Here is a 25,808-nt window from a genome sequence, read left to right on the forward strand (position 1 = left end):
CGACCCCGACAACGATTTCCAAGGAGCCCCACGATGAGCCATTTCCTCGACCGTCTCTCGTACTTCGCGCAGCCGCGCGAGACCTTTTCCGACGGCCATGGCCAGACCAACGGCGAAGACCGTACCTGGGAAGATGCCTACCGCGACCGCTGGGCGCACGACAAGATCGTGCGCTCCACCCATGGCGTGAACTGCACGGGCTCCTGCTCGTGGAAGATCTACGTCAAGGGCGGCATCGTCACCTGGGAAACCCAGCAGACCGACTACCCGCGCACGCGCGCCGACCTGCCCAACCACGAGCCGCGCGGCTGCGCGCGCGGCGCCAGCTACAGCTGGTACCTCTACAGCGCCAACCGCGTGAAGTACCCCATGGTGCGCGGGCGCCTGCTCAAGCACTGGCGCGCGGCCCTGGCCGTGGCCAAGAGCCCGGTCGATGCCTGGGCCGCCATCGTCGAGAACGACGGCGCGCGCCGCGAGTGGCAGAAGCAGCGCGGCCTGGGCGGCTTCGTGCGCAGCACCTGGGACGAAGTCAACCAGATGATCGCCGCGGCCAACGTCTACACCATCAAGAAGCACGGCCCGGACCGCATCATCGGCTTCTCGCCGATCCCGGCCATGTCGATGATTTCCTACGCTGCCGGCTCGCGCTACCTGAGCTTGATCGGCGGGGTGTGCATGAGCTTCTACGACTGGTACTGCGACCTGCCGCCGTCCAGCCCGCAGGTGTGGGGCGAGCAGACCGACGTGCCCGAGAGCGCTGACTGGTACAACTCCAACTTCATCATCGCCTGGGGCTCGAACGTGCCGCAGACGCGCACGCCCGACGCGCACTTCTTCACCGAGGTGCGCTACAAGGGCGCCAAGGTCGTGGCCGTCACGCCCGACTACTCCGAGGTGGCCAAGCTGGCCGACCTGTGGATGCACCCCAAGCAGGGCACCGACGCCGCCGTGGCCATGGCCATGGGGCACGTGATCCTGAAGGAGTTCTACTTCGACAAGCGCTCGGCGTACTTCGACGACTACGCGCGCCGCTACACCGACCTGCCGCTGCTCGTGGTGCTGGAGCAGAAGACGCTGCCCGACGGCCGCACGGTCATGGTGCCGGGCCGCTACGTGCGCGCCAGCGACTTCGACGGCCACCTGGGCCAGGCCAACCACCCCGACTGGAAGACCGTGGCCTACGGCACCGACGGCCAGGTGGCGCTGCCCAACGGCTCCATCGGCTTCCGCTGGGGCAAGGACGGGCGCGACGACCAGGGCCTGTGGAACCTCGAATCGAAGGAAGCGCGCACCGGCAACGACGTGCAGCTCAAGCTCTCGGTGCTCGAAGACGGCGCGCAGGCGCATGACGTGGCCGACGTGGCCTTCCCGTACTTCGGCGGCATCGCCACGCCCAACTTCAGCGCCAACGACCAGGGCGGCGACGTGGTGGTGCGCCGCGTGCCCGTCACCCACCTCGACCTGAGCGGCGAGGGCGTGCAGGGCCGCGTGGCCGTGGCCACGGTGTTCGACCTGCAGGCGGCGCAGTACGGCATCCACCGCGGCCTGCCCGGCGAGGGCGCCTACGAGGGCTATGACGCCAACGCGCCCTACACCCCGGCATGGCAGGAGCGCATCACCGGCGTGCCGCGCGACCAGGTGATCGCCATCGCGCGCCAGTTCGCCGACAACGCCGACAAGACGCATGGCAAGTCCATGGTCATCATCGGCGCGGCCATGAACCACTGGTACCACTGCGACATGAACTACCGCGGCATCATCAACATGCTGATGATGTGCGGCTGCGTCGGCCAGAGCGGCGGCGGCTGGTCGCACTACGTGGGCCAGGAGAAGCTGCGCCCGCAGACCGGCTGGACGGCGCTGGCCTTCGCGCTCGACTGGATCCGCCCGCCGCGCCAGATGAACAGCACGAGCTTCTTCTACGCCCACACCGACCAGTGGCGCTACGAGAAGCTGGGCGTGGAGGAAGTGCTCTCGCCGCTGGCCGACCCGAAGGCCTACCAGGGCGCGATGATCGACTTCAACGTGCGCGCCGAGCGCATGGGCTGGCTGCCCAGCGCGCCGCAGTTGCAGACCAACCCGCTGCAGGTGGTCAAGGACGCGCAAAAGCGCGGCATGGACCCCAAGGACTACGTGGTGCAGTCGCTCGAAGACGGCTCGCTCACCATGAGCTGCGAGGACCCCGACCACCCCGCCAACTGGCCGCGCAACATGTTCGTGTGGCGCTCCAACATCCTGGGCAGCTCGGGCAAGGGGCATGAGTACTTCCTCAAGCACCTGCTGGGCACCACGCACGGCGTGCAGGGCAAGGACCTGGGCCCGCAGGACGCCAAGCCCGAGGAAGTGCAATGGCACGCCCAGGCGCCCGAAGGCAAGCTGGACCTGCTGGTCACGCTCGACTTCCGCATGAGCACCACCTGCCTGTACTCCGACATCGTGCTGCCCACGGCCACCTGGTACGAGAAGAACGACCTCAACACCAGCGACATGCACCCGTTCATCCACCCGCTGTCGGCGGCCGTGGACCCGGCCTGGCAGGCGAAGAGCGACTGGGAGATCTACAAGGGTTTTGCCAAGGCCTTCAGCGAAGTCTGCACGGGCCACCTGGGCGTGGAGAAGGAAGTCGTGCTCACCCCCATCATGCACGACACCCCGGCCGAGCTGGCGCAGCCCTACGGCGTGAAGGACTGGAAGAACGGCGAGGTGGAGCTGATCCCCGGCGTGACGGCGCCGCAGATCGCGGTGGTCGAACGCGACTACCCCAACACCTTCAAGCGCTTCACGGCCCTGGGCCCGCTGATGGACCGCATCGGCAACGGCGGCAAGGGCATCGGCTGGAACACGCAGACCGAAGTCGAGCAGCTCGGCGACCTCAACGGCCGCGTGCGCGAGGAAGGCGTGACGCAGGGGCGTCCGAAGATCGTCAGCGACATCGACGCCACCGAGGTGGTGATGATGCTCGCGCCCGAGACCAACGGCCACGTGGCCTGCAAGGCCTGGGAGGCCCTGGGCAAGCAGACCGGGCGCGACCACGTGCACCTGGCGCTGCACCGCGAGGACGAGAAGATCCGCTTCCGCGACATCCAGGCGCAGCCGCGCAAGATCATCAGCTCGCCCACCTGGAGCGGGCTGGAGAGCGAGAAGGTCAGCTACAACGCGGGCTACACCAACGTGCATGAGCTGATCCCATGGCGCACCCTCACGGGCCGCCAGCAGTTCTACCAGGACCACCCGTGGATGCGCGACTTCGGCGAGGGCTTCTGCGCCTACCGCCCGCCGGTGCACCTGAAGGCGCTGCACGAGGTCGAGGGCAAGATGCCCAACGGCAACCCCGAGATCGCGCTGAACTTCATCACGCCGCACCAGAAATGGGGCATCCACAGCACGTACAGCGACAACCTGCACATGCTCACGCTCAACCGCGGCGGCCCGGTGATCTGGCTCAGCGAGGACGACGCCCAGCGCGGCGGCATCGTGGACAACGACTGGGTCGAGCTGTTCAACGCCAACGGCGCCATCGCGGCGCGCGCGGTGGTGAGCCAGCGCGTCAACCCGGGCATGGTGATGATGTACCACGCGCAGGAAAAGATCGTGAACACCCCGGGCTCGGAAATCACCGGCACGCGCGGCGGCATCCACAACTCCGTCACGCGCGTGGTGCTCAAGCCCACGCACATGATCGGCGGCTACGCGCAGTACAGCTACGGCTTCAACTACTACGGAACCATCGGCACCAACCGCGACGAGTTCGTGCTGGTGCGCAAGATGCGCCGCATCGACTGGATGGACGAGGAAGCTTCGGCCCCGGCCGCCGCACATGCCTGAGCGACAAGGAGAAACACGATGAGAGTACGCGCACAAATCGGCATGGTGCTGAACCTGGACAAGTGCATCGGCTGCCACACCTGCTCGGTCACCTGCAAGAACGTCTGGACCAGCCGCCCCGGCGTGGAATACGCCTGGTTCAACAACGTGGAGACCAAGCCCGGCATCGGCTACCCCAAGGAATGGGAGAACCAGGACAAGTGGAACGGCGGCTGGACGCGCCTGGCCGACGGGTCGATCGTCCCGCGCCAGGGCGGCAAGTGGAAGCTGCTCATGCGCATCTTCGCCAACCCGAACCTGCCGCAGATCGACGACTACTACGAGCCCTTCACCTTCGACTACGACCACCTGCAGTCGGCGCCCGAGATGAAGGCCGCGCCCACCGCGCGCCCGCGCAGCCTGATCACGGGCCAGCGCATGGAGAAGATCGAGTGGGGCCCGAACTGGGAGGAAATCCTCGGCGGCGAGTTCGCCAAGCGCAGCATCGACGTGAACTTCGAGCAGGTGCAGAAGGACATGTACGGCCAGTTCGAAAACACCTTCATGATGTACCTGCCGCGCCTGTGCGAGCACTGCCTGAACCCGGCGTGCGTGGCCTCGTGCCCCTCGGGCTCGATCTACAAGCGCGAGGAAGACGGCATCGTGCTGATCGACCAGGACAAGTGCCGCGGCTGGCGCATGTGCGTCTCGGGCTGCCCGTACAAGAAGATCTACTACAACTGGCAGACCGGCAAGGCCGAGAAGTGCATCTTCTGCTACCCGCGCATCGAGGCGGGCCAGCCCACGGTGTGCTCCGAGACCTGCGTGGGCCGCATCCGCTACCTGGGCGTGCTGCTGTACGACGCCGACCGCATCGAGGAAGCCGCCAGCGTGGAGCGCGACCGCGACCTGTACGAGGCGCAGCTCGGCATCTTCCTCGACCCGAATGACCCCGACGTCATTCGCCAGGCGCGCGCCGACGGCATTCCCGACGCCTGGCTCGAAGCCGCGAAGAACAGCCCGGTCTACAAGATGGCCGTGGACTGGAAGATCGCGCTGCCGCTGCACCCCGAGTACCGCACGCTGCCCATGGTCTGGTACGTGCCGCCGCTGTCGCCCATCACCTCGGCGGCCAACGCCGGCCACCTGGGCGTGAACGGCGAGATCCCCGATGTGGCGCAGCTGCGCATTCCCGTGCAGTACCTGGCCAACCTGCTCACCGCCGGCGACACCGGCCCCGTGGTGCGCGCGCTGGAGCGCATGCTCGCCATGCGCGCCTACCAGCGCGGCCTGCACGTGGACCGGGTGGAGAACCTGGCCGTGCTGCAGCAGGTGGGCTTGAGCGCGCACGACGTGCAGGACATGTACCAGGTGATGGCCATCGCCAACTACGAGGACCGCTTCGTCATCCCCTCGGCGCACCGCGAGTACGCCGAGAACGCCTTCGACCTGCGCGGCGGCTGCGGCTTCTCGTTCGGCAACGGCTGCTCCGACGGCGCCACCGACGTGAGCATGTTCGGCGGCAAGAAGCGCCGCACCATCCCCATCAAGGCCACGGTGTAAACCGCCAGGGAGAACCAGTCATGTTCAAGAAAACCCCGGAATCGCTGCGCCTGACGCTGCGCGCTCTGGCCCGCCTGGTGGGCTACCCCCACGCCGAGCTGCGCGCGCAGATGCCCGCGCTGCTCGACGCGCTGCGCCTGGAGCAGTCGCTGCCGCCCGAGCGCATGCTGGAGATTGAGGCCCTGTGCCGCCAGCTCTGCGCCATGGAGCCCATGGAGGCCGAGGCGCGCTATGTCGATACCTTCGACCGCGGCCGCCAGACCTCGCTGCACCTGTTCGAGCACGTGCACGGCGACTCGCGCGAGCGCGGCCCGGCGCTCATCGACCTGCTGCAGACCTACGAGCAGGCCGGCCTGCGCTTCGAGGCGCCGGAGCTGCCCGACCACCTGGGCGTGGTGCTGGAGTTCGCCTCCACCCAGCCGCCCGCCGTGGCGCGCGAGTTCCTTGCCGAGATGGCGCACATCCTCAACGCGCTGTTCACCGCGCTGGCCAACCGGGGCAACCCCTACGCCTGCGTGATCGCCGCCGTGCTCGAGGTCACGGGCCAGCGCGTGCAGGCCGTGGCCATCACGCCCGAGCCGGGCCTGGATGAAACCTGGGCCGAGCCCGAGGCCTTCGACGGCTGCGCCACCAAGGGGCAGAACCGCCCCGGCCAGGCCCAGCCGCTGCATTTCGTGCCCGCATCGCAAAAGACGACGCGCGCTTCCTCTTCTTCCCAAGGAGTCTCGCCATGACCGCCTGGATCGACACCTTCCTGTTCGGCCTGTACCCCTACATCTGCCTGGCCGTGTTCTTCATCGGCAGCTGGGCGCGCTTCGACCGCGACCAGTACACCTGGAAAAGCGACTCCTCGCAGCTGTTGCGCCAGGGCAGCCTGCGCTGGGGCAGCAACCTGTTCCACGTCGGCGTGCTGTTCCTGTTCTTCGGCCACAGCGTGGGCATGCTCACGCCGCACTTCATGTACGAGCACTTCATGACCGCTGGCGCCAAGCAGATCATGGCGATGGTCTCGGGCGGCATCGCCGGCACGCTGGCCTTCATCGGCGTCACGCTGCTGCTGCACCGCCGCCTGTCGGACGCGCGCATCCGCGCCACCAGCAAGACCAGCGACATCGTGCTGCTGTGGCTGCTGTGGGTGCAGCTCGCGCTCGGCCTGGCCACCATCCCACTGTCGGCCCAGCACCTGGACGGCTCGGTCATGATGCTGCTGGCCGAATGGGCGCAGCGCATCGTCACCTTCCGCACCGGCGCGGTGGAGCTGCTGGCCAACGTGGGCTGGGTGTTCAAGGTGCACATGGCGCTGGGCATGACCGTGTTCCTGGTCTTCCCCTTCACCCGCCTGGTGCACGTGTGGAGCGGCTTCGGCACGCTGGCCTACGTCGTGCGGCCGTACCAGCTGGTGCGCGCCCGCCGCCTGAACCTGCCCGCCGGCCACAACCAGCCCGGCAGCCGTGGTGCTATGAACTAAGTAGCTGCCAGCGCTTGCCACGCAATGATTTCAGCATTAAATCAATCTGAAATCCTTGTGTGGAAAGCGCCAGCAGCTATCAAAACAGGAGAAACCCCATGACCGCCACCGCCCAGATCCCCGTCGCCCGCATCAACGGCGTGGCCCTGCACCCGCAAGGCGTGCTGCTGCCGCCCGAGGCGCTGCGCCAGCGCGCCTGCACCGAGCTGCTGCGCCAGCAGGCGCAGCGCGCAGGGCTGCTGGCGGCCGCCGACGCCCCGGGCCTCGACGGCGCCACCAGCGCCGCGGCGGGCGAAGCCATCGAGCGCCTGCTGGAGCAGGCGCTGCAGGTGCCCGAGCCGTCCGAGGACGCCTGCCGCCGCTACCACGCCGCCCACCCCACGCTGGGCGGGCAGGGCGAGCGCGTGCGCCTGCGCCACGTGCTGTTCGCCGTCACCCCCGGGGTCGATGTCAAGCAACTGCGCCAGCGCGCCGAGGCCCTGCTGCTGGAGCTGCGCTGCGCCGACGACGGCGGCGCGCGCTTCGCCCAGGCCGCGCGCCAGTGGTCCAACTGCCCCAGCGGCCAGGAGGGCGGCGAGCTGGGCTGGCTCACCACCGAGGACTGCGCGCCCGAATTCGCGCGCGAGATCTTCGGCACGCAGGAGGTGGGCGTGCTCTCGCGCCTGGTGCACAGCCGCTTCGGCCTGCACGTGGTCGAGGTGTGCGAGCGCCAGCCCGGCCAGGCGCTGCCCTTCGAGCAGGTGCACGCCAGCGTGGCCCTGCTGCTGCGCCAGCAGGCCTGGGTGAACGCGCTGCGCCAGTACCTGCAGGTGCTGGCCGGCAGCGCCGAAGTCGAAGGCGTGCAGCTCGACGCGGCCGACACGCCGCTGGTGCAGTAGCGGCCCCGTCGCCAGGAAGCTGCCAGAAAGTGCCCCATGCCTGACGACGAACTGCTGCAGCGGCTGCGCCGCTTCCACGACGACGCCTTTCCCCACTACCGCGAGCAGTTCCAGACGCTGGTGGATGACGGCCAGCACCCCACCACGCTGTTCATCGGCTGCTCCGACTCGCGCCTCGTGCCCTACCTGCTGACGGGCGCGGGGCCGGGCGAACTCTTCCTGGTGCGCAACGTGGGCGCGTTCATCCCGCCGTACGACGGCTCCCACGGCCACCACGGCACCACCGCCGCGATCGAATTCGCCGTGCTCAACCTGCACGTGCGCCGCATCATCGTCTGCGGCCACAGCCACTGCGGCGCCATCAAGGCGATGTACGGCGAAGTCTCGCCCGAGGCCCCCAACCTCGATCGCTGGCTCGACCTGGGCCGCGAGGCGCTGCTGCCGGTGCAGCCCGGCCCCGAGGCCCTGCGCCGCACCGAACAGCGCGCCGTGGTGCTGCAGCTCGAACGCCTGATGGAGTACCCCATGGTGCGCAGCCGTGTGCAGACGGGCCAGGTCAGCCTGCACGGCTGGCACTACGTCATCGAGGACGGCGAGGTGCACGTGTTCGACGTGCAGACCGGCGGCTTCGTGCCCGCATCCCGGGCCGACAACAGCGGCACCGGCCCCTACCACCCCTACGTGGAGCACGACGGGCAGGTGCTCGTCGATTGATCGCCGGGCTTGCCAAGGCGCGCGGCCGTGCTACATTCGGCCGCGCATGGGCGGCCCTGCCGCCACATGCGCCCTTCAGCCAGCCCAGTGCGTCCCCGGTTCTACTGGCCAGCCAGCAACGCTTGCACGCACTGGCCCTATGAACCACTGCCCTGCCTCCCTGGCTGCCGCCCTGCTGGCGGCATTCGCCTCTCCCGCCCTCTTCGCCCAGGCCTCTGCGGCCGAGACGGCCCTGCCCGAAGTGACCATCCAGGGCAGCGGCGAGCCCGCCTACAGCTCCGCCGAGGCGGGCGCCGCCACCAAGATCGACGTGCCGCTGCGCGACGTTCCGCAAACGGTGAACGTCATCACGCGCGAGCTGATGCGCGACAGGGGCGTGCAGTCGATGGAGGACGCGGTGAAATCCGTGCCCGGCATCAACCTGTCGCACGGCGACGGGCAGCGCGACCAGGTGGTGATCCGCGGCTTCAGCGCGCTGGGCGACCAGTTCGTGGACGGCTTCCGCGACGACGCCATGTACTACCGTGACCTGTCGAACGTGGAGCGCATCGAGGTCGTCAAGGGCCCGGCTTCCGTGCTGTACGGCCGGGGCTCCTCGGGCGGCATGATCAACCGCGTCACCAAGAAGCCCGGCATCGACAAGAGCGAGGTGGGCCTGCAACTGGGCAGCTGGAACCAGCGCCGCGGCGAATTCGACATCGCGCGCAACGTCAGCCAGAACGTCGCGGTGCGCGTGACGGGCGCCATCGAGCGCGCGGACAGCTTCCGCGACCAGCAGTTCCTCGAACGCGAGGCGTTCGCGCCCTCGGCGCTGGTGAAGTTCAGCCCCGACACCAGCCTGCTGCTGCAGGCCGAGTACCTGCGCGACAAGCGCGTGACCGACTGGGGCATCCCGTCGTGGCAGGGCCGCCCCATCGACGTGGCGCCCGGCACCTACTACGGCGCGGCCAACGCGCGCCAGGCCGACACGGCGGGCTCCACGGTGAGCGCCGCCAGCGCCACGCTGGAGCACCGCTTCAACAGCGCATGGTCCCTGCGCAACGCGCTGCGCTACTACGACTACCAGCTCGACCGCTACATCACCTCGGCGGGCGCGGTGACGGCGGACGCCAACCTCGCGCTCTACCCCTCGGGCTTGCGGGTGGCACGCAGCCGCAGCGCCATCGCGCGCAGCGAGCACGGCGTGTTCAACCAGACCGAGCTGACCCAACGCGCGGCGCTGGGCGGCATGGCGCACCAGATCCTCTACGGCGTGGAGCTGGGCGTGCAGGACCGCTGGCAGTCCAGCCGCTCCGGCAGCGCCGGGCCGGTGGACGCCTACCGCCCGGCCGCGCCCGACGCCAACCCCGTGCTCACGGTGAACTCCGGCAGCCCCAACACCGGCAGCGGCACCGTCGCGGCGGCCTACGTGCAGGACCTGGTGTCGCTCTCGGCGCAGTGGAAGGCGCTGCTGGGCATCCGCTACGACCGGTTCCGGCAAGAGGTGGACGTGGCCGCCATCCCCAACCGCACCGACACCGCCTGGAGCCCGCGCGCGGGCCTGGTGTGGCAGCCGTCGGCCTCGCAGTCGTACTACGTGTCCGTGAGCAAGTCGTTCCAGCCCGCGGGCGAGAACTTCAATCTGAGCGCGGGCAACGCCACGACCGAGCCGCAGGAAACCACGAGCAAGGAGATCGGCGCCAAGATCGACCTGCTGGACGGCAGGGCCACCGCCACCGCCGCGCTCTTCAACCTGGAGCGCACCAACATCATGACCAGCGACCCGGCCAACCCGGCCTTCTCGGTGCCCGTGGGCACGCAGCGCACCCACGGGCTGGAGCTGACGTTCGCGGGCGACCTCCCGGGCGGCTGGCGGGCCTCGGCGGGCTATGCCTACATGGATGCGAAGGTCAGCCGCTCCCTCAACCCCGCCCTGCAAGGCCGGAGAGCGACCCTGACGCCCGAACACGGCGCCAGCCTGTGGCTGACCAAGGCGCTGGCGCGCGGCTGGCAGGCCGGTGCGGGCATGAACTACGTGGGCGCGCGCTTCGCCGACCCGGCCAACACCACCACCTTGCCGGCCTACGCCACGGTGGACGCCATGCTGGCCTACCGCATGGGCAAGGTGGACCTGCAGCTGAACCTGTACAACCTGTTCGACCGCCGCTACATCGCCTCGGCCCACGGCAGCGTGGCCAATTCCCTGCTGCCGGGCGCGCCACGCTCGGTGCGGCTGACCACGCGCTACGCCTTCTGACGCCGCCGCGCAATGGTTTCGGCATGAAAACCATCTGAAACCATTGCCAGGCCAGCGCGGGCAGCTATCAAAACCATGGGCTCGCGAACAATAGAGGCACTGCTGGCGGCCGAGTCTTGATGGAACGCAAGACCCTTCTGGTGTCAGGCCTCCTACATTTCCTACCCATGAAGCGCGAACCCCAACCTACCCTGGCCTCCACCATACAGCCCATCAGCCTGGACGTGCTGCGCGAGAAATACCTCAAGGCGGGCGAGACCCGCGCCGAGGAGCTGTACGCGCGCGTGGCGCGCGCCCTGGCCTCGGCCGAGGCCGAAGACCGCCGCGCCGAGTGGGAGGAAAAATTCCTCGCCAACCTGCAGGCCGGTGCCATCGGCGCCGGCCGCATCATGAGCGCCGCGGGCACCGACATCCAGGCCACGCTCATCAACTGCTTCGTGCAGCCCGTGGGCGACTGCATCCAGGGCGTGGACGACGCCGGCTACCCCGGCATCTACGAGGCGCTGCGCGAGGCCGCCGAGACCATGCGCCGCGGCGGCGGCGTGGGCTACGACTTCTCGCGCATCCGCCCGCGCGGCGCGCGCGTGCGCGCCACGGGCTCGCTGGCCTCGGGGCCGTGCAGCTACATCAACGTCTTCGACCAGTCCTGCGCCACCGTGGAGAGCGCGGGCGCGCGCCGCGGCGCGCAGATGGGCGTGCTGCGCATCGACCACCCCGACGTGCTCGACTTCATCACCGCCAAGCGCACGCCCGGGCGCTGGAACAATTTCAACGTCTCGGTCGGCGTGACCGACGAATTCATGCAGGCCGTGGTGCAGGACACCGCCTGGGAGCTGGTGCACCGCGCCGAGCCCGGCGGCGAGCTGCGCCAGGGCCCCGGCGTGCGCCAGCGCGCCGACGGGCTGTGGGTGTACGAGACGCTGCGCGCGCGCGAGCTGTGGGACACCATCATGCGCTCGGCCTACGACTTCGCCGAGCCCGGCATCCTGTTCCTGGGCCGCATCAACGAAGACAACAACCTGCAGTACTGCGAGCAGATCGCCGCCACCAACCCCTGCGGCGAGCAGCCGCTGCCGCCCTATGGCTGCTGCGACCTCGGCCCCATCATCCTCACGCGCTTCGTGCGCCACCCGTTCGGCGTGGCCGGCACGCCCGCGTTCGACTTCGACGCCTTCACCCAGGTGGTGGCCACCCAGGTGCGCGCGCTCGACAACGTGCTCGACGTGACCTACTGGCCGCTGCAGCAGCAGCGCGACGAATCGGCGGCCAAGCGCCGCATCGGCGTCGGCTTCACCGGCATGGGCAACGCCCTGGCTATGCTGTGCCTGCGCTACGACGCGGCCGACGGCCGCGCCATGGCGGCGCGCATCGCCGAATGCATGCGCGACGCGGCCTACGCCGCCTCCATCGCCCTGGCGCAGGAAAAGGGCGCGTTCCCCAGGTTCGACGCCGCAGGCTACCTGGCCCCCGGCACCTTCGCCAGCCGCCTGCCCGCCGCGCTGCAGGACGCAATCCGCGCGCACGGCATCCGCAACAGCCACCTGCTGTCGGTGGCGCCCACCGGCACCGTGAGCCTGGCCTTTGCCGACAACGCCTCCAACGGCATCGAGCCGCCGTTCTCCTGGACCTACACGCGCAGGAAGCGCGAGGCCGACGGCAGCCGCAGCGAGTACCAGGTGGAGGACCACGCCTGGCGCCTGTACCGCGACATGGGCGGCGACGTGCAGAACCTGCCCGCGTACTTCGTCTCGGCGCTGGAGATGTCGGCGTCCGACCACGTGGCCATGATGGAGGCGGTGCAGCCCTTCGTGGACACCTCGATCTCCAAGACCGTCAACGTCCCGGCCGACTACCCCTACGAAGACTTCAAGCACCTGTACCTGCAGGCCTGGCAGGCGCGCCTCAAGGGCCTGGCCACGTACCGGCCCAACGCCATCCTGGGCGCCGTGCTGGAGGCCACGCCGGCGCCCGCGCCCGCGCCCGTGGCGGCCCCGGCGCCCGCCGAGGAGCGCGCCGTCCTCGACCCCATGCGCACCGTGATCGAAAGCCGCCCCAAGGGCGCGCTCTCGGCCGTGGCCGAGAAGATCGAGTACTGGACGCAGGACGGCCACCAGCGCCTGTACCTCATCGTCTCCTTCCTGCCCGTGCCCACCGGCGTGGGCAAGGGCACGGTGGACCGCGCCATCGAATTCTTCATGCCCGTGGGGCAGAACAGCGAGTCGCAGCAGTGGATCACCTCCAGCATGCGCCTGCTGTCGCTGGCCGCGCGCGGCGGCTTCCTGGAGCGCGCGCTGTCCGACATGCGCAAGGTCGCCTGGGACCGCGGCCCGGTGCGCCTGGGCAGCCACGAGAAGGCCGACGGCACGCGCGTGCCGCTGTGGCACGACTCCGAGGTGGCCGCCGTGGCCTACGCCATCCAGAACATCCTGGCGCGCCGCGTGCAAGATCCGGTGCAGCAAAGCCTGCCGCTGGACGACCCCGGGCAGGACGGCGCCAGCGACACGCCCCCGCCCATGGCCGGTAAGAAATGCCCCGAGTGCGGCGCGCACGCCATGATCCGCAAGGACGGCTGCGACTACTGCACCCAGTGCGGGCACATGGGTTCTTGCGGGTAGCCATGGGGGGCTGACATGGATCGTCCCCGGCGGCCCGTGATTCCGGTGCGGCCGGTGGCCGGGCGGCCGCCGGCCGAGGCGCTGGCGCGCATCGACTGGCGCTGGCACTGGGCCACGCTGGGCTGGGCGCCGCACCGGCTGGGCTTCTTCCTGGCCCTGGGGGTGCTCGGTGCGTCCAGCCTGTGGTGGGCCGGGGTGCAGGCCGCGCCGCTGGCGCCGTTCCTGGTGCCCCCGGCCGCATTGCCGCCTGCCGTGGCGCATGCGGCGGTAATGGTGTTCGGCTTCATGCCGCTGTTCTTTGCCGGTTTCGGCTTCACGGCGCTGCCCAAGTGGCTGGAGGTGCAGCCCTGGCCGGTGCGCGTGCTGTGCGCGCCGCTGGTGCTGCAGGCGCTGGGCTGGCTGGCCTGGCTCGGCGGCGCCATGGCGGCCCCGGCGCTGGCCTGGGCGGGCCTGGGGGCGGCCTGGCTGGGCCTGGGCGGGACCGGCGCCCTGCTGGCCTGGCTGGTCTGGTGCAGCCCGCTGGCCGACCGGCTGCACGCGCGCCTGATCGTGGCCGCCTGGGGGCTGGGCTGGCTGTGCCTGGCGGCGCTGGGCCTGGCCGCATGGCGCGGTGATTTCGCCCAGGCGCAGGCTCTGGCGCGGGCCGGCCTGTGGGGCTTCGTGCTGGTCGTGTTCGCGGCGGCGCTGCACCGCATGATTCCGTTCTTCACCTCCAGCGCCATGCCCGGCATCGCGGCGCGGCGGCCGTTCTGGGTGCTGGCGCTCATGGTGGGCGCCGCCTGGGGCGAGGCCGGCGCTGTGCTCGCGGGAGCGTGGTGGCCCCTGTCCGCGCCGGTGCTGCTGCTGCGCGGCGTGCTGGAGCTGGCCGTGGGCGCCGTGCTGCTGTGGCTGGCGGGCGTGTGGTGGCGCGTGCTCGGGCTGAAGAACCGCCTGCTCGCCATGCTGCACGCGGGCTTCGTCTGGCTGGGCCTGGCCTGGGTGCTGGGCGGCGCGGCGCATGCCTGGCACGGCTGGCAGGGCGCGGCGGTGTGGCCGCTGGCCATGCTGCACGCGCTGGCGCTGGGCTGCATGGGCGCGCTGATGCTGGCCATGGTGTCGCGCGTGTCTTGCGGCCATGGCGGGCGCCCGCTGGTGGCCGACGGGCCGCTGTGGAGCCTGTTCTGGCTGTTGCAGGGCGCGGTGCTGCTGCGCCTGGCCGCTGCGCTGTGGCCCGCGTGGGGCGCGGCCCTGCTGCCCTGGGCCGCGCTGCTGTGGGCCGTGGCGGTGCTGGCCTGGGGGCTGCGCATGGGCCGCTGGTACGGCCGCCCGCGCGCCGACGGACGGCCGGGGTGAGGATTCTGGTATTCATGCAAAAAATGGCTAAAACCCTTACCCATCAAGCGCGAGTAGCTACTGAAAAATGAGTGATCCCTTGTCCTCCGATGCCCTGGCCGCGCTGCTGCAGGCGCGCCAGACCGTGCTGCCCAAGCGCCTGGGCGCGCCGGGGCCGGATACGGCGCAACTGGCCGCCATCCTCGGCGCGGCGGCGCACGCGCCGGACCATGGCGGCCTGCTGCCCTGGCGCTTCGTGCGCATTCCGCAGGCCGCGCGGCCGGCCCTGGCCGAGGCGTTCGCCCAGGCCCTGGCCGAGCGCGAGCCCGAGGCCACCCCCGCGCAACTGGCGCAGGCGCGCGAGAAGGCCGTGCGCGCCCCGGAACTGCTGGTGCTGGTGGCCGATGGCGCCTGCGGCGGCCCGGCCATCAGCTGGGACGAGCGCCTGGTCTCGGCGGGCTGCGCGGTGCAGAGCGTGCTGCTCATGGCCACGGCGCTGGGCTTCGGCTCGGCGCTGACCAGCGGCAAGGCCCTGCAGTCCGTGGCGCTGCGCGGCCTGCTCGGCCTGCCCGCGCCGTCGCGGGCGCTGTGCTGCATCAGCATCGGCACGGTGCTGGCGCGCAAGCCCGCGCGCACGCGCCCGGTGCCCGCGGCCTATGTGGGAACCCTGGTTCCGGGTGAGGGCATCGCACCGGGGTGGGAGAATCCGTAGTGTGGTGCTCGACGCTATCTGGAACATAAAACCGCGTCTTCGCCGCCCTGGCTAGGCGCAAATCCTCGCGATAGCTACGGCTATCGCGAGGATTTGCGCCTAGCCAGGCCAACGAATCCATCGGTTTTTTTGCTCCATCAAGCGTCGAACACCACACTAGCCATGCAAATCCAGCACTTTGACGACCTGCTGCGCGCCGCGCGCGCCCAGCCCGAGCCGCAGCGCCTGTTGATGGTGTTCGTCGGCACCGAACTGCCCGGGGACGCCAGCCCCGAACAGCGCGCGCGCTTCGCGCAGGGCGAGGGCGGCGCCCTGGTGCCGCTGATGTGCGTGGACAAGACGCCCGAGGAGCTCGACTCCTTCGCCACGCTGGCGCGCGAGGCGCAGCAGTTCGAGCCGCCGCACCAGCCCTGGCGCCTGGTGTTCGCCGCCGCGCTGGCCGGCCGCGGCGGCCAGGCGCCCAGCAGCACGGACGCCGAGCAGCCGCTGCAGCACATGGTGGAGTCGATCAAGGCCGGCCAGTTCGGCCCGCTGCTGCCGTTCGACCGGCAGGGCGAACCCGTCCACTTCAAATGACGGCATTCGCCTCCCTGCCCGGCCTGCATTCGCCCGGCGTCGGTTTCGAGCAGCCCTTCGAGATGCTGCAGGCCTGCCACGAGCGCGTGCAGCGCATGCTTGGCCTGCTGCAGCGCCTGCAGGACTACCTGCACGACAAGCCGTGCGACGACATGGCGCGCCAGGCGGCGCGCGACGTGCTGCGCTACTTCGACATCGCCGCGCCGCTGCACCACGAGGATGAGGAGCTGCACGTGTTTCCGCCGCTGCTCGCGCAGGGCAGCCCGGCGGTCGCGGCGCTGGTGCGCCAGCTGCAGGCCGACCATGCGGCCATGGCGGCGGACTGGGCCCAGGCGCGCGAGCCGCTGCTGGCGCTGGCCGAAGGGCGGCTGGCGGCGTTCAGCGCAGCGCACGAGGCGCTGCTGGCGCGCTTCGCCGCGCGCTATGGCGAGCACATCCGCCACGAGGAGGGCAGCGCCTATCCTGCGGCGCAAGCCCTGCTGCCCGAGGCCACGCAGCAGGCCATGGGCACGGAGATGGCGCGCCGGCGCGGCGCGCGTTGAGGATCAGTGGACGATGACCGGGTTCTGCGCCAGCCCGGTGTAGCGGTCCAGCGTGGCCTCGACTTCTTCCTGCGTGGGCGTGTCGCGCTGCCAGGCCAGGATCTGCTGCTGGAACATTTCGGCCCAGGAACCGTCGAGGTAGACCTCCTTGCCCGAGCGCTTGTCCACGATCTCGAAGCCGTGGCGCGGCAACTGGGGCACCTGCGGCGGCTGCGCGTCGCCGCCGCGTGGCGATTCAAAGGCTTCGGGCAGGATGTGAACCACCACGAAAGAGTCCGAGTCATAGAGCATTTGCATGGCGTTCCTCCTTTCCGCTTGCCTGTCAGATGACGGCCCGCACCGGGAAGTTCAAGGCCCGGCTTCTGCTTTGCAGTATTTCACGAAAGCACTGTCCCTATGGCGTGCTGGTCTCCTTGAGGCGTAAATCGACGAAATCGCCGCTGCTCTGGGTGATGCGCAGGCGCACCGGCAGGTAGTGCACGCTGGGCGCCAGCCACAGGTCGGCGCGCTGGTCGTGTTCGTCCTCGGGCACGCGCTGCAGCTTCAGCGCCGTGATGGTGCCCGCGGGCAGCTCCAGCGGCTCGGTCTGGCCCACGCGGAACACCCAGCGGCCGGCGGCGCGCGCGCTGGCCGTGGTCAGCGCGATCTCGGTGCCCTCGGGGTAGCGCTCGGGGGCGGCAGCGATCAGGGACGCCAGTTCGATGAACACGCTCAGCCGGTCCTGCGCGCCCGGCGCGATTGGCGCCGAGGGCGTGTTGGCGCTGAAGGTGATGCGGCCCTGGTCGAAGTCGAAGTGCGCCGCCTGCTCGCTGCGCACGCGGTCGCCGAAGCGCCGGGGCTGCAGGCCGTGCGCGGTGAGCTGGCCGACGCTGGTCTGCGCGCGCGAGCCGATCAGGAAGGCGCGGATTTCCTGGCGCGCCTCGTAGTGCGTGCCATCGTGCTTCCAGAGCATTTCGGCGCTGGCGCTGTAGTGGAAGCGCTTGACTTCGCCGCTCACCTCGAACGCCAGGCGCGTGGGCGGCGGCACGCGCACGGGCGGCGGCGCGCCGCCGCCGGCCTGGGCGCTGGCACCGCCAGGCAGCGTGATGGCCAGGCCGGGGTCCCGGGGCTCCGGGGGATCGGCCGGCGCGCTGGCGCTCTCCTGCGGCGCGCTGGCGGGTTCCTCGGGGGCCGGGGCCGCGGCGAGCGCTTCGCTCGCGGCGGGCGCGGGCGCAGCCGGTGGTTCCGCGGCCTCGGCGGGCTCCAGGGACGGTTCGATCGGCACGGTGATGTCGCCTGCCGTGGCTGCCGCCAGGGCGGTGGCATCGGCCGGCAGGGCGTCGGCAGGCAGCTCCGGCAGGGGATCGGGGGCCGCCGGGGCCGGCTTGGGTTTCGGCTTGGGCTTGGGCGGCGGCCTGGGGCGCGGCGGCGCGGTGGGAGCGGGCTGGGGCGGCGGCAGGGCGATGCTGCGGGTGCTGAACGCGGCCACCTCGGGGCTGTGCAGGCGCGTCGTGAGGTCAGGCAGGCCCAGCAGCGCCAGGGCGTGCAGGGCCAGCACCAGGGCCGTCAGCAGCAGCAGGGCGCGGCGCGGCATCAGGGCGCGCTCCAGCCCAGGTCGGCGGACAGCTGCCGTGCCGCGGTGCGCAGGGGCGTGGCGACGGCGCCGTCCCAGTCCGGGTCGAAGGTGGCGGCGGGCCCCAGCGTCGTGATGCCCAGCGCCAGGTGGCCGTCGGCGTCGAACACCGGGGCGCAGAAGGCCACGACGCCAGGCAGCAGCGTATCGACCACCCGCGCCAGCCCGTGGGCGCGCACTTCCTGCCACAGCGCCTGGGCCGCCGGGGCGCCGTGGGGCAGGCCGGCGCGCTGCTGGCGCCGGGCCAGCGCCGTTTCGCGCGCCAGCAGCGTGGCCGTGGCCTCGGCGGGCAGGTAGGCGCCGAAGCAGCGCCCGGTGGCCGAGGACAGCAGCGGCATCACGTCGCCCAGGCGCAGGTTGACCGTGACGGCCTGCGGCGCCTCTTCCCAGTGCACGATGGTCGGCCCATGGTTGCCCCAGACGGCCAGCGCCAGGGTGTGGCCGAGCTGCTCGCGCAGCGCCGGCATGCGCTCGCGCGCCAGGCGCACCGGATCCAGCCGCGCGAGGGCGGCAAGGCCGAGCTGGAGCGCGGCGGGGCCGAGGTCGTAGCGGGCGCTGCGCACGTCCTGCGCCACCAGGGCCAGGCGCTGGAAGCTGACCAGGTAGCGGTGCGCCTTGGCCGCGCTCATGCCGGCGCTGGCCGCGAGGTCCTTGAGCATGAGCGGCCCGCTGGCGCGGGCCAGTGCGTCGAGCAAGGCGAAGCCCACCTCCACCGACTGTATGCCCAGGCGTTCCTTGTCCATCTGCACTGAGATCGTCGACACGTTCTAAAATGAATTTTCGATTAGTTGAATGAGTTTACTCACTCGTAATTCGGGGCGGCCCTGCCGTTCCAGGAGACCCGCCATGAAACTTGCCACCTACAAGGATGGTTCGCGCGACGGCCAACTGGTCGTGGTGTCGCGCGACCTGGGCTCGGCCCATTATGCGACCGGCATTGCCAGCCATCTGCAGCAGGTGCTGGACGACTGGAATTTCCTCGCGCCGCAGCTGCAGGATCTGTACGACCTGCTCAACGCCGGCAAGGCGCGCCATGCGTTCCCGTTCGACGCGCGCCAGTGCATGGCGCCGCTGCCGCGCGCCTACCAGTGGGCCGACGGCTCGGCCTACATCAACCACGTGGAGCTGGTGCGCAAGGCGCGCGGGGCCGAGGTGCCGGCCAGCTTCTACACCGACCCGCTGATGTACCAGGGCGGGAGCGACGATTTCCTCGGGCCCTGCGACGACGTGGTGGTGCCCAGCGAGGCCATGGGCATCGACTTCGAGGCCGAGATCGCCGTCGTCACCGGCGACGTGCGCATGGGCGCCTCGCCCGAGCAGGCGCTGGAGGGCGTGCGCCTCGTGATGCTGGCCAACGACGTGTCGCTGCGCAACCTCATCCCGGGCGAACTGGCCAAGGGCTTCGGCTTCTTCCAGTCCAAGCCCGCGACCGCGTTCAGCCCCGTGGCCCTCACGCCCGACGAACTGGGCGGGGCCTGGCAGGGCGGGCGCGTGCACCTGGCGCTGCATTCCACCTGGAACGGCCGCAAGGTCGGCATGTGCGACGCCGGGCCCGAGATGACGTTCCACTTCGGCCAGCTCATCGCCCACATCGCCAAGACGCGCAACGTGCGCGCTGGCGCCATCGTCGGCAGCGGTACCGTGAGCAACAAGGACTGGGCCAAGGGCTACAGCTGCATTGCCGAGAAGCGCTGCATCGAGACCATCGAGCATGGCCAGCCGTCCACCGGGTTCATGCAGTTCGGCGACACCATCCGCATCGAGATGCGCGGCGCCGACGGGCAGAGCCTGTTCGGCGCCATCGACCAGCAGATCGTGGCGCTGCACGAATCTGAATGAAAAGTGGCTCCAACCCTTATGGGGAAAGCGCTGGAAGCTCCTGAAACAGGAGCGACTGCAGGGTTGGGCAAAGCGCGCTACGCTGGGCGTTTTGATCCGGTGGAACGCCCCATGCTGAATTTCGACTTTCAAAACCCCACCCACATCGCCTTTGGCCAGGGCCGCGTGGCCGACCTGGACCACCTGGTGCCCGCGCAGGCGCGCGTGCTGATCCTCGTGGGCGGCGCCAGCGCCGAGAAGAACGGCACGCTGGCCGAGGTGCGCCAGGCCTTGGGCGCGCGCCCGCACGCGACGTTCCCGGGCATCGAGCCGAACCCGAGCTACGAGACAGCGCTGCGCGCCGTGCAGCAGATCCGCGAGGGCGGCTTCGACTTCCTGCTCGCGGTGGGTGGCGGCTCGGTGATCGACGCCGCCAAGTTCATCGCGGCGGCGGTGCACGTCGAGGGCGAACCCTGGAGCATCCTGGAAAAGCGCGGGCGCAACATCGCGCGCGCCATGCCGTTCGGCGCGGTGCTGACGCTGCCGGCCACGGGCTCGGAGATGAACAACGGCTCCGTCATCACGCACCGCGCCAAGGGCGCCAAGCTGCCCTTCAGCAGCGCGCACTGCTTTCCGCGCTTCGCGGTGCTGGACCCGGCCAAGACCTACACGCTGCCGCCGCAGCAGCTGGCCAACGGCGTGGTCGATGCCTTCGTGCACACCACGGAGCAGTACCTGACCTACCCGGTCGATGCGCTGGTGCAGGACCGCTTCGCCGAAGGCATCCTGCAGACGCTGATCGAAGTGGGGCCGCGCATCCTGGCCGCGCCGGAGCCGGTGTACGCCGACCGCGCCAACATGATGTGGACGGCCACGCTGGCGCTCAACGGACTGATCGGCGCCGGCGTGCCGCAGGACTGGGCCACGCACATGATCGGCCACGAGCTCACCGCGCTGCACGGCATCGACCATGCCCGCACGCTGGCCATCGTGCTGCCGTCGCTGCTCAACGAGCGGCGGGTGCCGAAGCGCGCCAAGCTGCTGCAGTACGCCGAGCGCGTGTGGGGCCTGCGCGAGGGTGACGAAGAGGCGCGCATCAGCGCCGCCATCGCGTGCACGCGCGCGTTCTTCGAGAGCCTGGGCGTGCCTACGCGCCTGGGCGCCTATGGCCTGGGGGCCGGGCAGGTCGATGCCGTGGTGGCGCAGCTGGAGGCGCACGGCATGGTCAAGCTGGGCGAGCAGCGCGACATCACGCCCGAGGTGGCCCGCCGCATCCTGCTGGCGGCACTGTAGGCTGCCCTTTTCGCGTCGCTTCAGCGCGCCGCCAGGCGCTCGCGCAGCCGGGCCAGGCGGCGCCAGGCGGCGTCGATGTCGGCCTCGGTCAGCTCGCCGCTGGCAATCGCCTCGCGCACCAGGCTGGCCACATGGCGGCCCATGTCGTAGCGCGGCTGAAAGCCGGGCACGCGCGTGGCCGCCCCCGGGTTGTTCGACAGCACCAGCAGGTCGTTGCCTGCGCGGATGGCGCGCACCACCGCCTCGCGCGGCGTGTGCTGCAGCTGGATGGCGCCCATGTGCAGGTCGTCGGTGACGACCACGCCGTCGAAGCCGTCGCGCGCGCGCAGCAGCGGCTGGATGAAGCGCTGCGAGAGCGTGACCGGCCAGTCCGGGTCGACGCTGCGGTTCACCAGGTGTGCGGTCATCACGGCGTCGGCGCTGCCGCCGCGGATCAGCTGCTGGAACGGCCACTGCTCGATGGGCTGGGCCGTTTGCGTCACGTCCACCAGCCCCAGGTGGGTGTCGCCGGTGGCCAGGCCGTGGCCCGGCCAGTGCTTGAGCGCGGTGAGCACGCCAGCGTCGTGGTGCGCCTGGATGAACGCCTCGGCGTAGCGCACCACCGTGGCCGGGTCGTTGGAATAGGCGCGGTGGAGCTTGCCGATGACGGGCGACACCGCCTGCTGCAGCGGGTCGGCCGGGTCGCCGCGCAGATCGACCACCGGGCCGAAGTTGAAGTTGAAGCCGGCGCCGGCGACCATGCGCGCCATCTGGCCGTAGGTGGCGCGGGCCTGGGCCGGCGTTTGCTGGGCCGCCACGTCCTCGGCCGAGGGCGTGTCGGCGAAGCCGTTGGCGGCGCGCAGCCGCTGCACCAGCCCGCCTTCCTGGTCCAGCGCGATCAGCAGCGGGTAGGGCAGCGGGTTGGCCTGCTGCAGCGCCTGGTTCAGCGCGCGCACCTGCGCGGGGCCGGTGATGTTGTAGCGGTACAGGATGACGCCGCCGAGCTGGCCAGCGCGGATCTGCTGCAGGGCCTCCTGCACGCCGGGGGCGTCGGGCGTGGTGCCGTCGATGCCCATCATCACCATCTGGCCGACCTTCTGCTCCAGGGTCAGCGGCACCGGCGCGCCGCCACCGCCGCCGCAGGAAGCGAGCAGTGCGGCGGCCGCCGCCGCGGCCACGGCGAAGAGGCTTCTGGCGGTGCGGGCCGTGGGGGACAGTGGCGTGCGGAGTGTCGTCGAGGAGGGCATGGGCAAGGGGCGCGCGGGCGCGTGGTGCGGGATTGGCGCCGTATTGTTACCGCTGCCCCATGGCCTCCACCTGCACCGCGCAGTCGTAGAACGTCGGCCCCGCGCCCAGGTCGGTCAGGCGCTGGCTGGTCAGCTCGTTGACGTTGGTGCCGTCCAGCCCCAGCTTGCGCCACCACACGCCCAGGCCGTTGACCACGCCGGGGCGCGCGCGCTCGCTCACGGCCGCGTGGCATGTGTAGCTGCCGCGGTCGTTGAACACGCGCACCACGCAGTCCTCGGCGATGCCGCGCGGGGCGGCGTCGGCCGGGTGGATTTCGAGCAGCGGGCGGCCCTCGATCTGGCGCAGGCTCTGCACGTTCACGAAGGTGGAGTTGAGGAAGTTGCGCGCGGGCGGCGAGATCATCGCCAGCGGGTAGCGCGCCGAGGCGCCCGCCGCCTCGTGGTTCGGCACGTAGCCGGGCAGCGGGTCGAGCCCTTGGGCGGCCAGGCGCGCGCTGTACATCTCGCATTGGCCCGAGGGCGTGGGAAAGCCGCCCTTGGCGAACGGCGCATCGGGCACGGGCAGGCGGGCGTAGCCGTCGTCGAGCAGCTTCTGGAAATCGACGGCCTCGCCATAGGCCTGGCGGCAGAGCGTTTCATCGCTGTCGGCGAAGCACGGCTCGGTGAAGCCCATGCGCGCGGCCAGGTCGCGGAAGATCCGTGCGTTGCTGCGCACCTCGCCCAGGGGGTGAATCGCCGGGCGGTTGAGCAGCACGTCGGTGTGGCCGTAGCTCGCGTGCACGTCCCAGTGTTCGAGCTGGGTGGTGGCGGGCAGGATGTAGTCGGCCCAATCGGCGGTGTCGGTGTGGAAGTGCTCCAGCACCACGGTGAACAGGTCCTCGCGCGCGAAGCCCTGCACCACCTTGGCCGAGTCGGGCGCCACGGCCACGGGGTTGCTGTTGTAGACCACCAGGGCCTCGACCTGCGGGCCGAACGCGGGCGAGGCCAGGCGCAGCAGGTCGTCGCCGATGGTCACCATGTTGAGCGTGCGCGGCTGGCGTCCGGCCAGCAGGTCGGGGCGCGCGAGCTGCGCGCGCTGCACGGGAAAATGCCCCGAGCTGGACAGCAGCACCCCGCCCGCGCGCTGGCGCCATGCGCCGGTGAGCGCGGGCAGGCAGGCGATGGCGCGCGTGGCGTTGCCGCCGCCGTGCGCGCGCTGCACGCCGTAGTTGAGGCGGATGGCGGCGGGCCGCGTCGTGCCGTAGGCGCGCGCCAGGCCGCGGATCTGCTCCACCGGCAGGCCGCAGACCGCGGCCGCGCGCTCGGGCGGCCATTCGAGCGCGCGTGCGCGCAGGCCCTCCCAGCCGAGGGTGTGGCGCGCGATGTAGTCGTGGTCGAGCCAGTCGTGGGCGATCAGCTCGTGCATCAGCGCCAGGGCCAGCGCGGCGTCGGTGCCGGGCAGCAGTTGCAGGTGTTCGTGGCACTTCTCGGCCGTCTCGGTGCGGCGCGGGTCGATGCACACCAGGCGCGCGCCGTCGCGCTTGGCCTGCTGGGCGATGCGCCAGAAGTGCAGGTTGCTGCCGATGGAGTTGCTGCCCCAGATGAGGATGAGCTTGGCCTCCGCAAAGAACTCCACCTTCATGCCGACCTTGCCGCCGAGCGTGTGCACCAGGCCCTCGCCGCCCGCCGTGGAGCAGATGGTGCGCGCCAGCAGCGAGGCGCCCAGCCTGTGGAAGAAGCGCCGGTCCATGCTCTCGCCCTGCACCAGCCCCATGGTGCCGGCGTAGCTGTAGGGCAGGATGGCCTGCGGGTCGCGCGCGGCGATCGCCGTGAGGCGCGCGGCGATGTCCCCCAACGCTTCGTCCCACGAGACGGGCGCGAACCGGCCGCTGCCCTTGGGGCCGGTGCGCTTGAGCGGCGTGAGGATGCGCTCGGCGTGGTGCGTGCGCTCGGCGTATTTCGACACCTTGGCGCACAGCACGCCGCCCGTGGGCGCATGCGCGGGGTTGCCCTGCACGCGCACGGCGCGGCCGTTCTCCACGGTGGTCAGCAGGGCGCAGGTGTCGGGGCAGTCGTGCGGGCAGGCGCCGCGTACTGGGGTGGAGGAAAGCATGGCGAACAGGGGAGTGGGGGCAGGCGCTGCAGTATTCCACGTTCACCAAAGTGCTGTACTAGACTGTGCCAATCCAAGGAAGACTGCCATGAAGACCATCGACGCCATTGCCGCCCAGGCGCCCGCCATCGCCGCGCTGCGCCGCGACATCCACGCCCACCCCGAGCTGTGCTTTGAGGAAGTGCGCACCGCCGACCTCGTGGCGGAAAAGCTGACGCAGTGGGGCATTCCCCTGCACCGTGGCATGGGCAAGACCGGCGTGGTGGGCATCGTGCACGGGCGCGACGGCGGCGCCTGCGGGCGGGGCGTGGGCCTGCGCGCCGACATGGACGCGCTGCCCATGCAGGAGTTCAACACCTTTGCGCACGCCAGCAAGGCGCCGGGCAAGATGCACGCCTGCGGCCACGACGGCCACACCGCCATGCTGCTGGCGGCGGCGCAGCACCTGGCCAGCCACCGCGACTTCGACGGCACGGTGTACCTGATCTTCCAGCCGGCCGAGGAGGGCGGCGGCGGCGCGCGCGTGATGATGGACGACGGCCTGTTCACCCGGTTCCCCATGGAGGCGGTGTTCGGCATGCACAACTGGCCCGGCATGCCCGCGGGCACCATGGCCGTGAGCCCGGGTCCGGTGATGGCCTCGACCAGCGAGTTCAAGATCACCATCCGCGGCAAGGGCAGCCACGCCGCCATGCCGCACATGGGCATCGATCCGGTGCCCATCGCCTGCCAGGTGGTGCAGGGCTTCCAGGCCATCGTCAGCCGCAACAAGAAGCCGCTGGATGCCGGGGTGATCTCGGTCACCATGATCCACGCGGGCGAGGCCAGCAACGTGGTGCCCGACGCCTGCGAGCTGCAGGGCACGGTGCGCACCTTCACCACCGAAGTGCTCGACCTGATCGAGCGCCGCATGCGCCAGGTGGCCGAGCACACCTGCGCGGCGCACGAGGCGCGCTGCGAGTTCGAGTTCGCGCGCAACTACCCGCCCACGGTGAACAGCCCGGCCGAGGCCGCGTTCGCGCGCCAGGTGATGGTGGACATCCTCGGCGAGGACAAGGTGCTGGCGCAGGAGCCCACGCTGGGCGGCGAGGACTTCGCCTACATGCTGCAGGCCAAGCCGGGCGCGTACTGCTTCATCGCCAACGGCGAAGGCGGCCACCGCGACGCGGGCCACGGCGCTGGCCCGTGCACGCTGCACAACCCGAGCTACGACTTCAACGACGCGCTGATCCCGCTGGGCGCGACCTACTGGGTGCGGCTGGCGCAGGCGTGGCTGAATCGCACGCCTGGCTGAATTTCAAGGAAAAAACCGCTCCAACCCTTGCTGGGAAAGCGCTGGCAGCTATTG

At 70.6% G+C, this 25,808-nt stretch carries 20 protein-coding genes; 15 read left to right on the forward strand and 5 right to left on the reverse strand.

Features of this window, described 5'->3' with window-relative positions; all coding sequences use genetic code 11:
- Nucleotides 1–33 precede the first annotated feature (33 nt).
- The 12 genes from YS110_16855 to YS110_16910 all read left to right on the forward strand — a co-directional run bounded on the left by YS110_16855 (nucleotide 34) and on the right by YS110_16910 (nucleotide 16,419).
- Nucleotides 34–3,825 (forward strand): nitrate reductase subunit alpha, encoded by a 3,792-nt coding sequence (locus YS110_16855; GenBank protein UJB66301.1) that lies wholly within the window; start codon nucleotides 34–36, stop codon nucleotides 3,823–3,825.
- Nucleotides 3,826–3,843: 18 nt separating this feature from the next.
- Nucleotides 3,844–5,367 carry a nitrate reductase subunit beta gene (gene narH, locus YS110_16860; protein UJB66302.1) on the forward strand — a complete coding sequence of 508 codons (1,524 nt, stop codon included), beginning with the start codon at nucleotides 3,844–3,846 and terminating at the stop codon, nucleotides 5,365–5,367.
- Between the two features lie 20 nt (nucleotides 5,368–5,387).
- Nucleotides 5,388–6,101, forward strand: coding sequence for a nitrate reductase molybdenum cofactor assembly chaperone (gene narJ, locus YS110_16865; protein ID UJB66303.1), 714 nt, complete (start codon nucleotides 5,388–5,390; stop codon nucleotides 6,099–6,101).
- Complete coding sequence (gene narI, locus YS110_16870) at nucleotides 6,098–6,835, forward strand: respiratory nitrate reductase subunit gamma (GenBank protein UJB66304.1); 738 nt, start codon at nucleotides 6,098–6,100, stop codon at nucleotides 6,833–6,835. Before narJ ends, narI begins: the two co-directional genes overlap by 4 nt.
- 98 nt (nucleotides 6,836–6,933) lie before the next feature.
- Complete coding sequence (locus tag YS110_16875; GenBank protein UJB66305.1) at nucleotides 6,934–7,713, forward strand: peptidylprolyl isomerase; 780 nt, start codon at nucleotides 6,934–6,936, stop codon at nucleotides 7,711–7,713.
- 36 nt (nucleotides 7,714–7,749) lie between these two features.
- The gene (locus YS110_16880) at nucleotides 7,750–8,427 is read left to right on the forward strand and encodes a carbonic anhydrase (protein UJB66306.1); all 678 of its coding nucleotides are present in this window, start codon (nucleotides 7,750–7,752) and stop codon (nucleotides 8,425–8,427) included.
- A gap of 139 nt (nucleotides 8,428–8,566) precedes the next feature.
- Nucleotides 8,567–10,663: a TonB-dependent siderophore receptor gene (locus tag YS110_16885; protein UJB66307.1), complete on the forward strand. Its 2,097-nt coding sequence runs from the start codon at nucleotides 8,567–8,569 to the stop codon at nucleotides 10,661–10,663.
- Between the two features lie 167 nt (nucleotides 10,664–10,830).
- Nucleotides 10,831–13,278 carry an adenosylcobalamin-dependent ribonucleoside-diphosphate reductase gene (locus YS110_16890; protein ID UJB66308.1) on the forward strand — a complete coding sequence of 816 codons (2,448 nt, stop codon included), beginning with the start codon at nucleotides 10,831–10,833 and terminating at the stop codon, nucleotides 13,276–13,278.
- Between the two features lie 15 nt (nucleotides 13,279–13,293).
- Nucleotides 13,294–14,610 carry an NnrS family protein gene (locus tag YS110_16895; protein ID UJB66309.1) on the forward strand — a complete coding sequence of 439 codons (1,317 nt, stop codon included), beginning with the start codon at nucleotides 13,294–13,296 and terminating at the stop codon, nucleotides 14,608–14,610.
- A 67-nt stretch (nucleotides 14,611–14,677) separates the two neighbouring features.
- Entirely contained in the window at nucleotides 14,678–15,301 is a 624-nt protein-coding gene (locus tag YS110_16900; GenBank protein UJB66310.1) for a nitroreductase family protein, read from the forward strand.
- A 162-nt stretch (nucleotides 15,302–15,463) separates the two neighbouring features.
- Complete coding sequence (locus tag YS110_16905; GenBank protein ID UJB66311.1) at nucleotides 15,464–15,877, forward strand: ribonucleotide reductase subunit alpha; 414 nt, start codon at nucleotides 15,464–15,466, stop codon at nucleotides 15,875–15,877.
- The gene (locus YS110_16910; GenBank protein ID UJB66312.1) at nucleotides 15,874–16,419 is read left to right on the forward strand and encodes a hemerythrin domain-containing protein; all 546 of its coding nucleotides are present in this window, start codon (nucleotides 15,874–15,876) and stop codon (nucleotides 16,417–16,419) included. The genes YS110_16905 and YS110_16910 overlap by 4 nt, the downstream gene beginning before the upstream one ends.
- A gap of 3 nt (nucleotides 16,420–16,422) precedes the next feature.
- Here YS110_16910 and YS110_16915 read toward each other — a convergent pair whose 3' ends face one another.
- From YS110_16915 to YS110_16925, 3 genes are all read right to left on the reverse strand, one after another.
- Nucleotides 16,423–16,716, reverse strand: coding sequence for a DUF3567 domain-containing protein (locus YS110_16915; GenBank protein UJB66313.1), 294 nt, complete (start codon nucleotides 16,714–16,716; stop codon nucleotides 16,423–16,425).
- A 97-nt stretch (nucleotides 16,717–16,813) separates the two neighbouring features.
- The gene (locus YS110_16920; GenBank protein UJB66314.1) at nucleotides 16,814–17,992 is read right to left on the reverse strand and encodes a DUF3108 domain-containing protein; all 1,179 of its coding nucleotides are present in this window, start codon (nucleotides 17,990–17,992) and stop codon (nucleotides 16,814–16,816) included.
- Nucleotides 17,992–18,774, reverse strand: coding sequence for an IclR family transcriptional regulator (locus YS110_16925; GenBank protein UJB67498.1), 783 nt, complete (start codon nucleotides 18,772–18,774; stop codon nucleotides 17,992–17,994). The genes YS110_16920 and YS110_16925 overlap by 1 nt, the downstream gene beginning before the upstream one ends.
- Nucleotides 18,775–18,877: 103 nt before the next feature.
- On the opposite strand from YS110_16925, the gene YS110_16930 reads away from it, so the two are divergent.
- A complete protein-coding gene (locus YS110_16930; GenBank protein UJB66315.1) occupies nucleotides 18,878–19,870 on the forward strand; it encodes a fumarylacetoacetate hydrolase family protein in 993 nt (330 codons plus the stop codon).
- Nucleotides 19,871–19,981: 111 nt separating this feature from the next.
- Nucleotides 19,982–21,142, forward strand: a complete 1,161-nt coding sequence (locus YS110_16935) for an iron-containing alcohol dehydrogenase (GenBank protein UJB66316.1) — start codon at nucleotides 19,982–19,984, stop codon at nucleotides 21,140–21,142.
- Between the two features lie 20 nt (nucleotides 21,143–21,162).
- On the opposite strand, the gene YS110_16940 is transcribed toward YS110_16935, so the two are convergent.
- Both YS110_16940 and YS110_16945 read right to left on the reverse strand, forming a co-directional pair.
- Nucleotides 21,163–22,368 (reverse strand): glycoside hydrolase family 3 protein, encoded by a 1,206-nt coding sequence (locus YS110_16940; protein UJB66317.1) that lies wholly within the window; start codon nucleotides 22,366–22,368, stop codon nucleotides 21,163–21,165.
- A 46-nt stretch (nucleotides 22,369–22,414) separates the two neighbouring features.
- Nucleotides 22,415–24,460, reverse strand: a complete 2,046-nt coding sequence (locus tag YS110_16945; protein UJB66318.1) for a molybdopterin oxidoreductase family protein — start codon at nucleotides 24,458–24,460, stop codon at nucleotides 22,415–22,417.
- 88 nt (nucleotides 24,461–24,548) lie between these two features.
- On the opposite strand from YS110_16945, the gene YS110_16950 reads away from it, so the two are divergent.
- Nucleotides 24,549–25,754, forward strand: a complete 1,206-nt coding sequence (locus YS110_16950; GenBank protein ID UJB66319.1) for an amidohydrolase — start codon at nucleotides 24,549–24,551, stop codon at nucleotides 25,752–25,754.
- Nucleotides 25,755–25,808: the final 54 nt, after the last annotated feature.

It is taken from the genome of Acidovorax sp. YS12 (genome assembly GCA_021496925.1).
Taxonomy (GTDB): domain Bacteria; phylum Pseudomonadota; class Gammaproteobacteria; order Burkholderiales; family Burkholderiaceae_C; genus Paenacidovorax.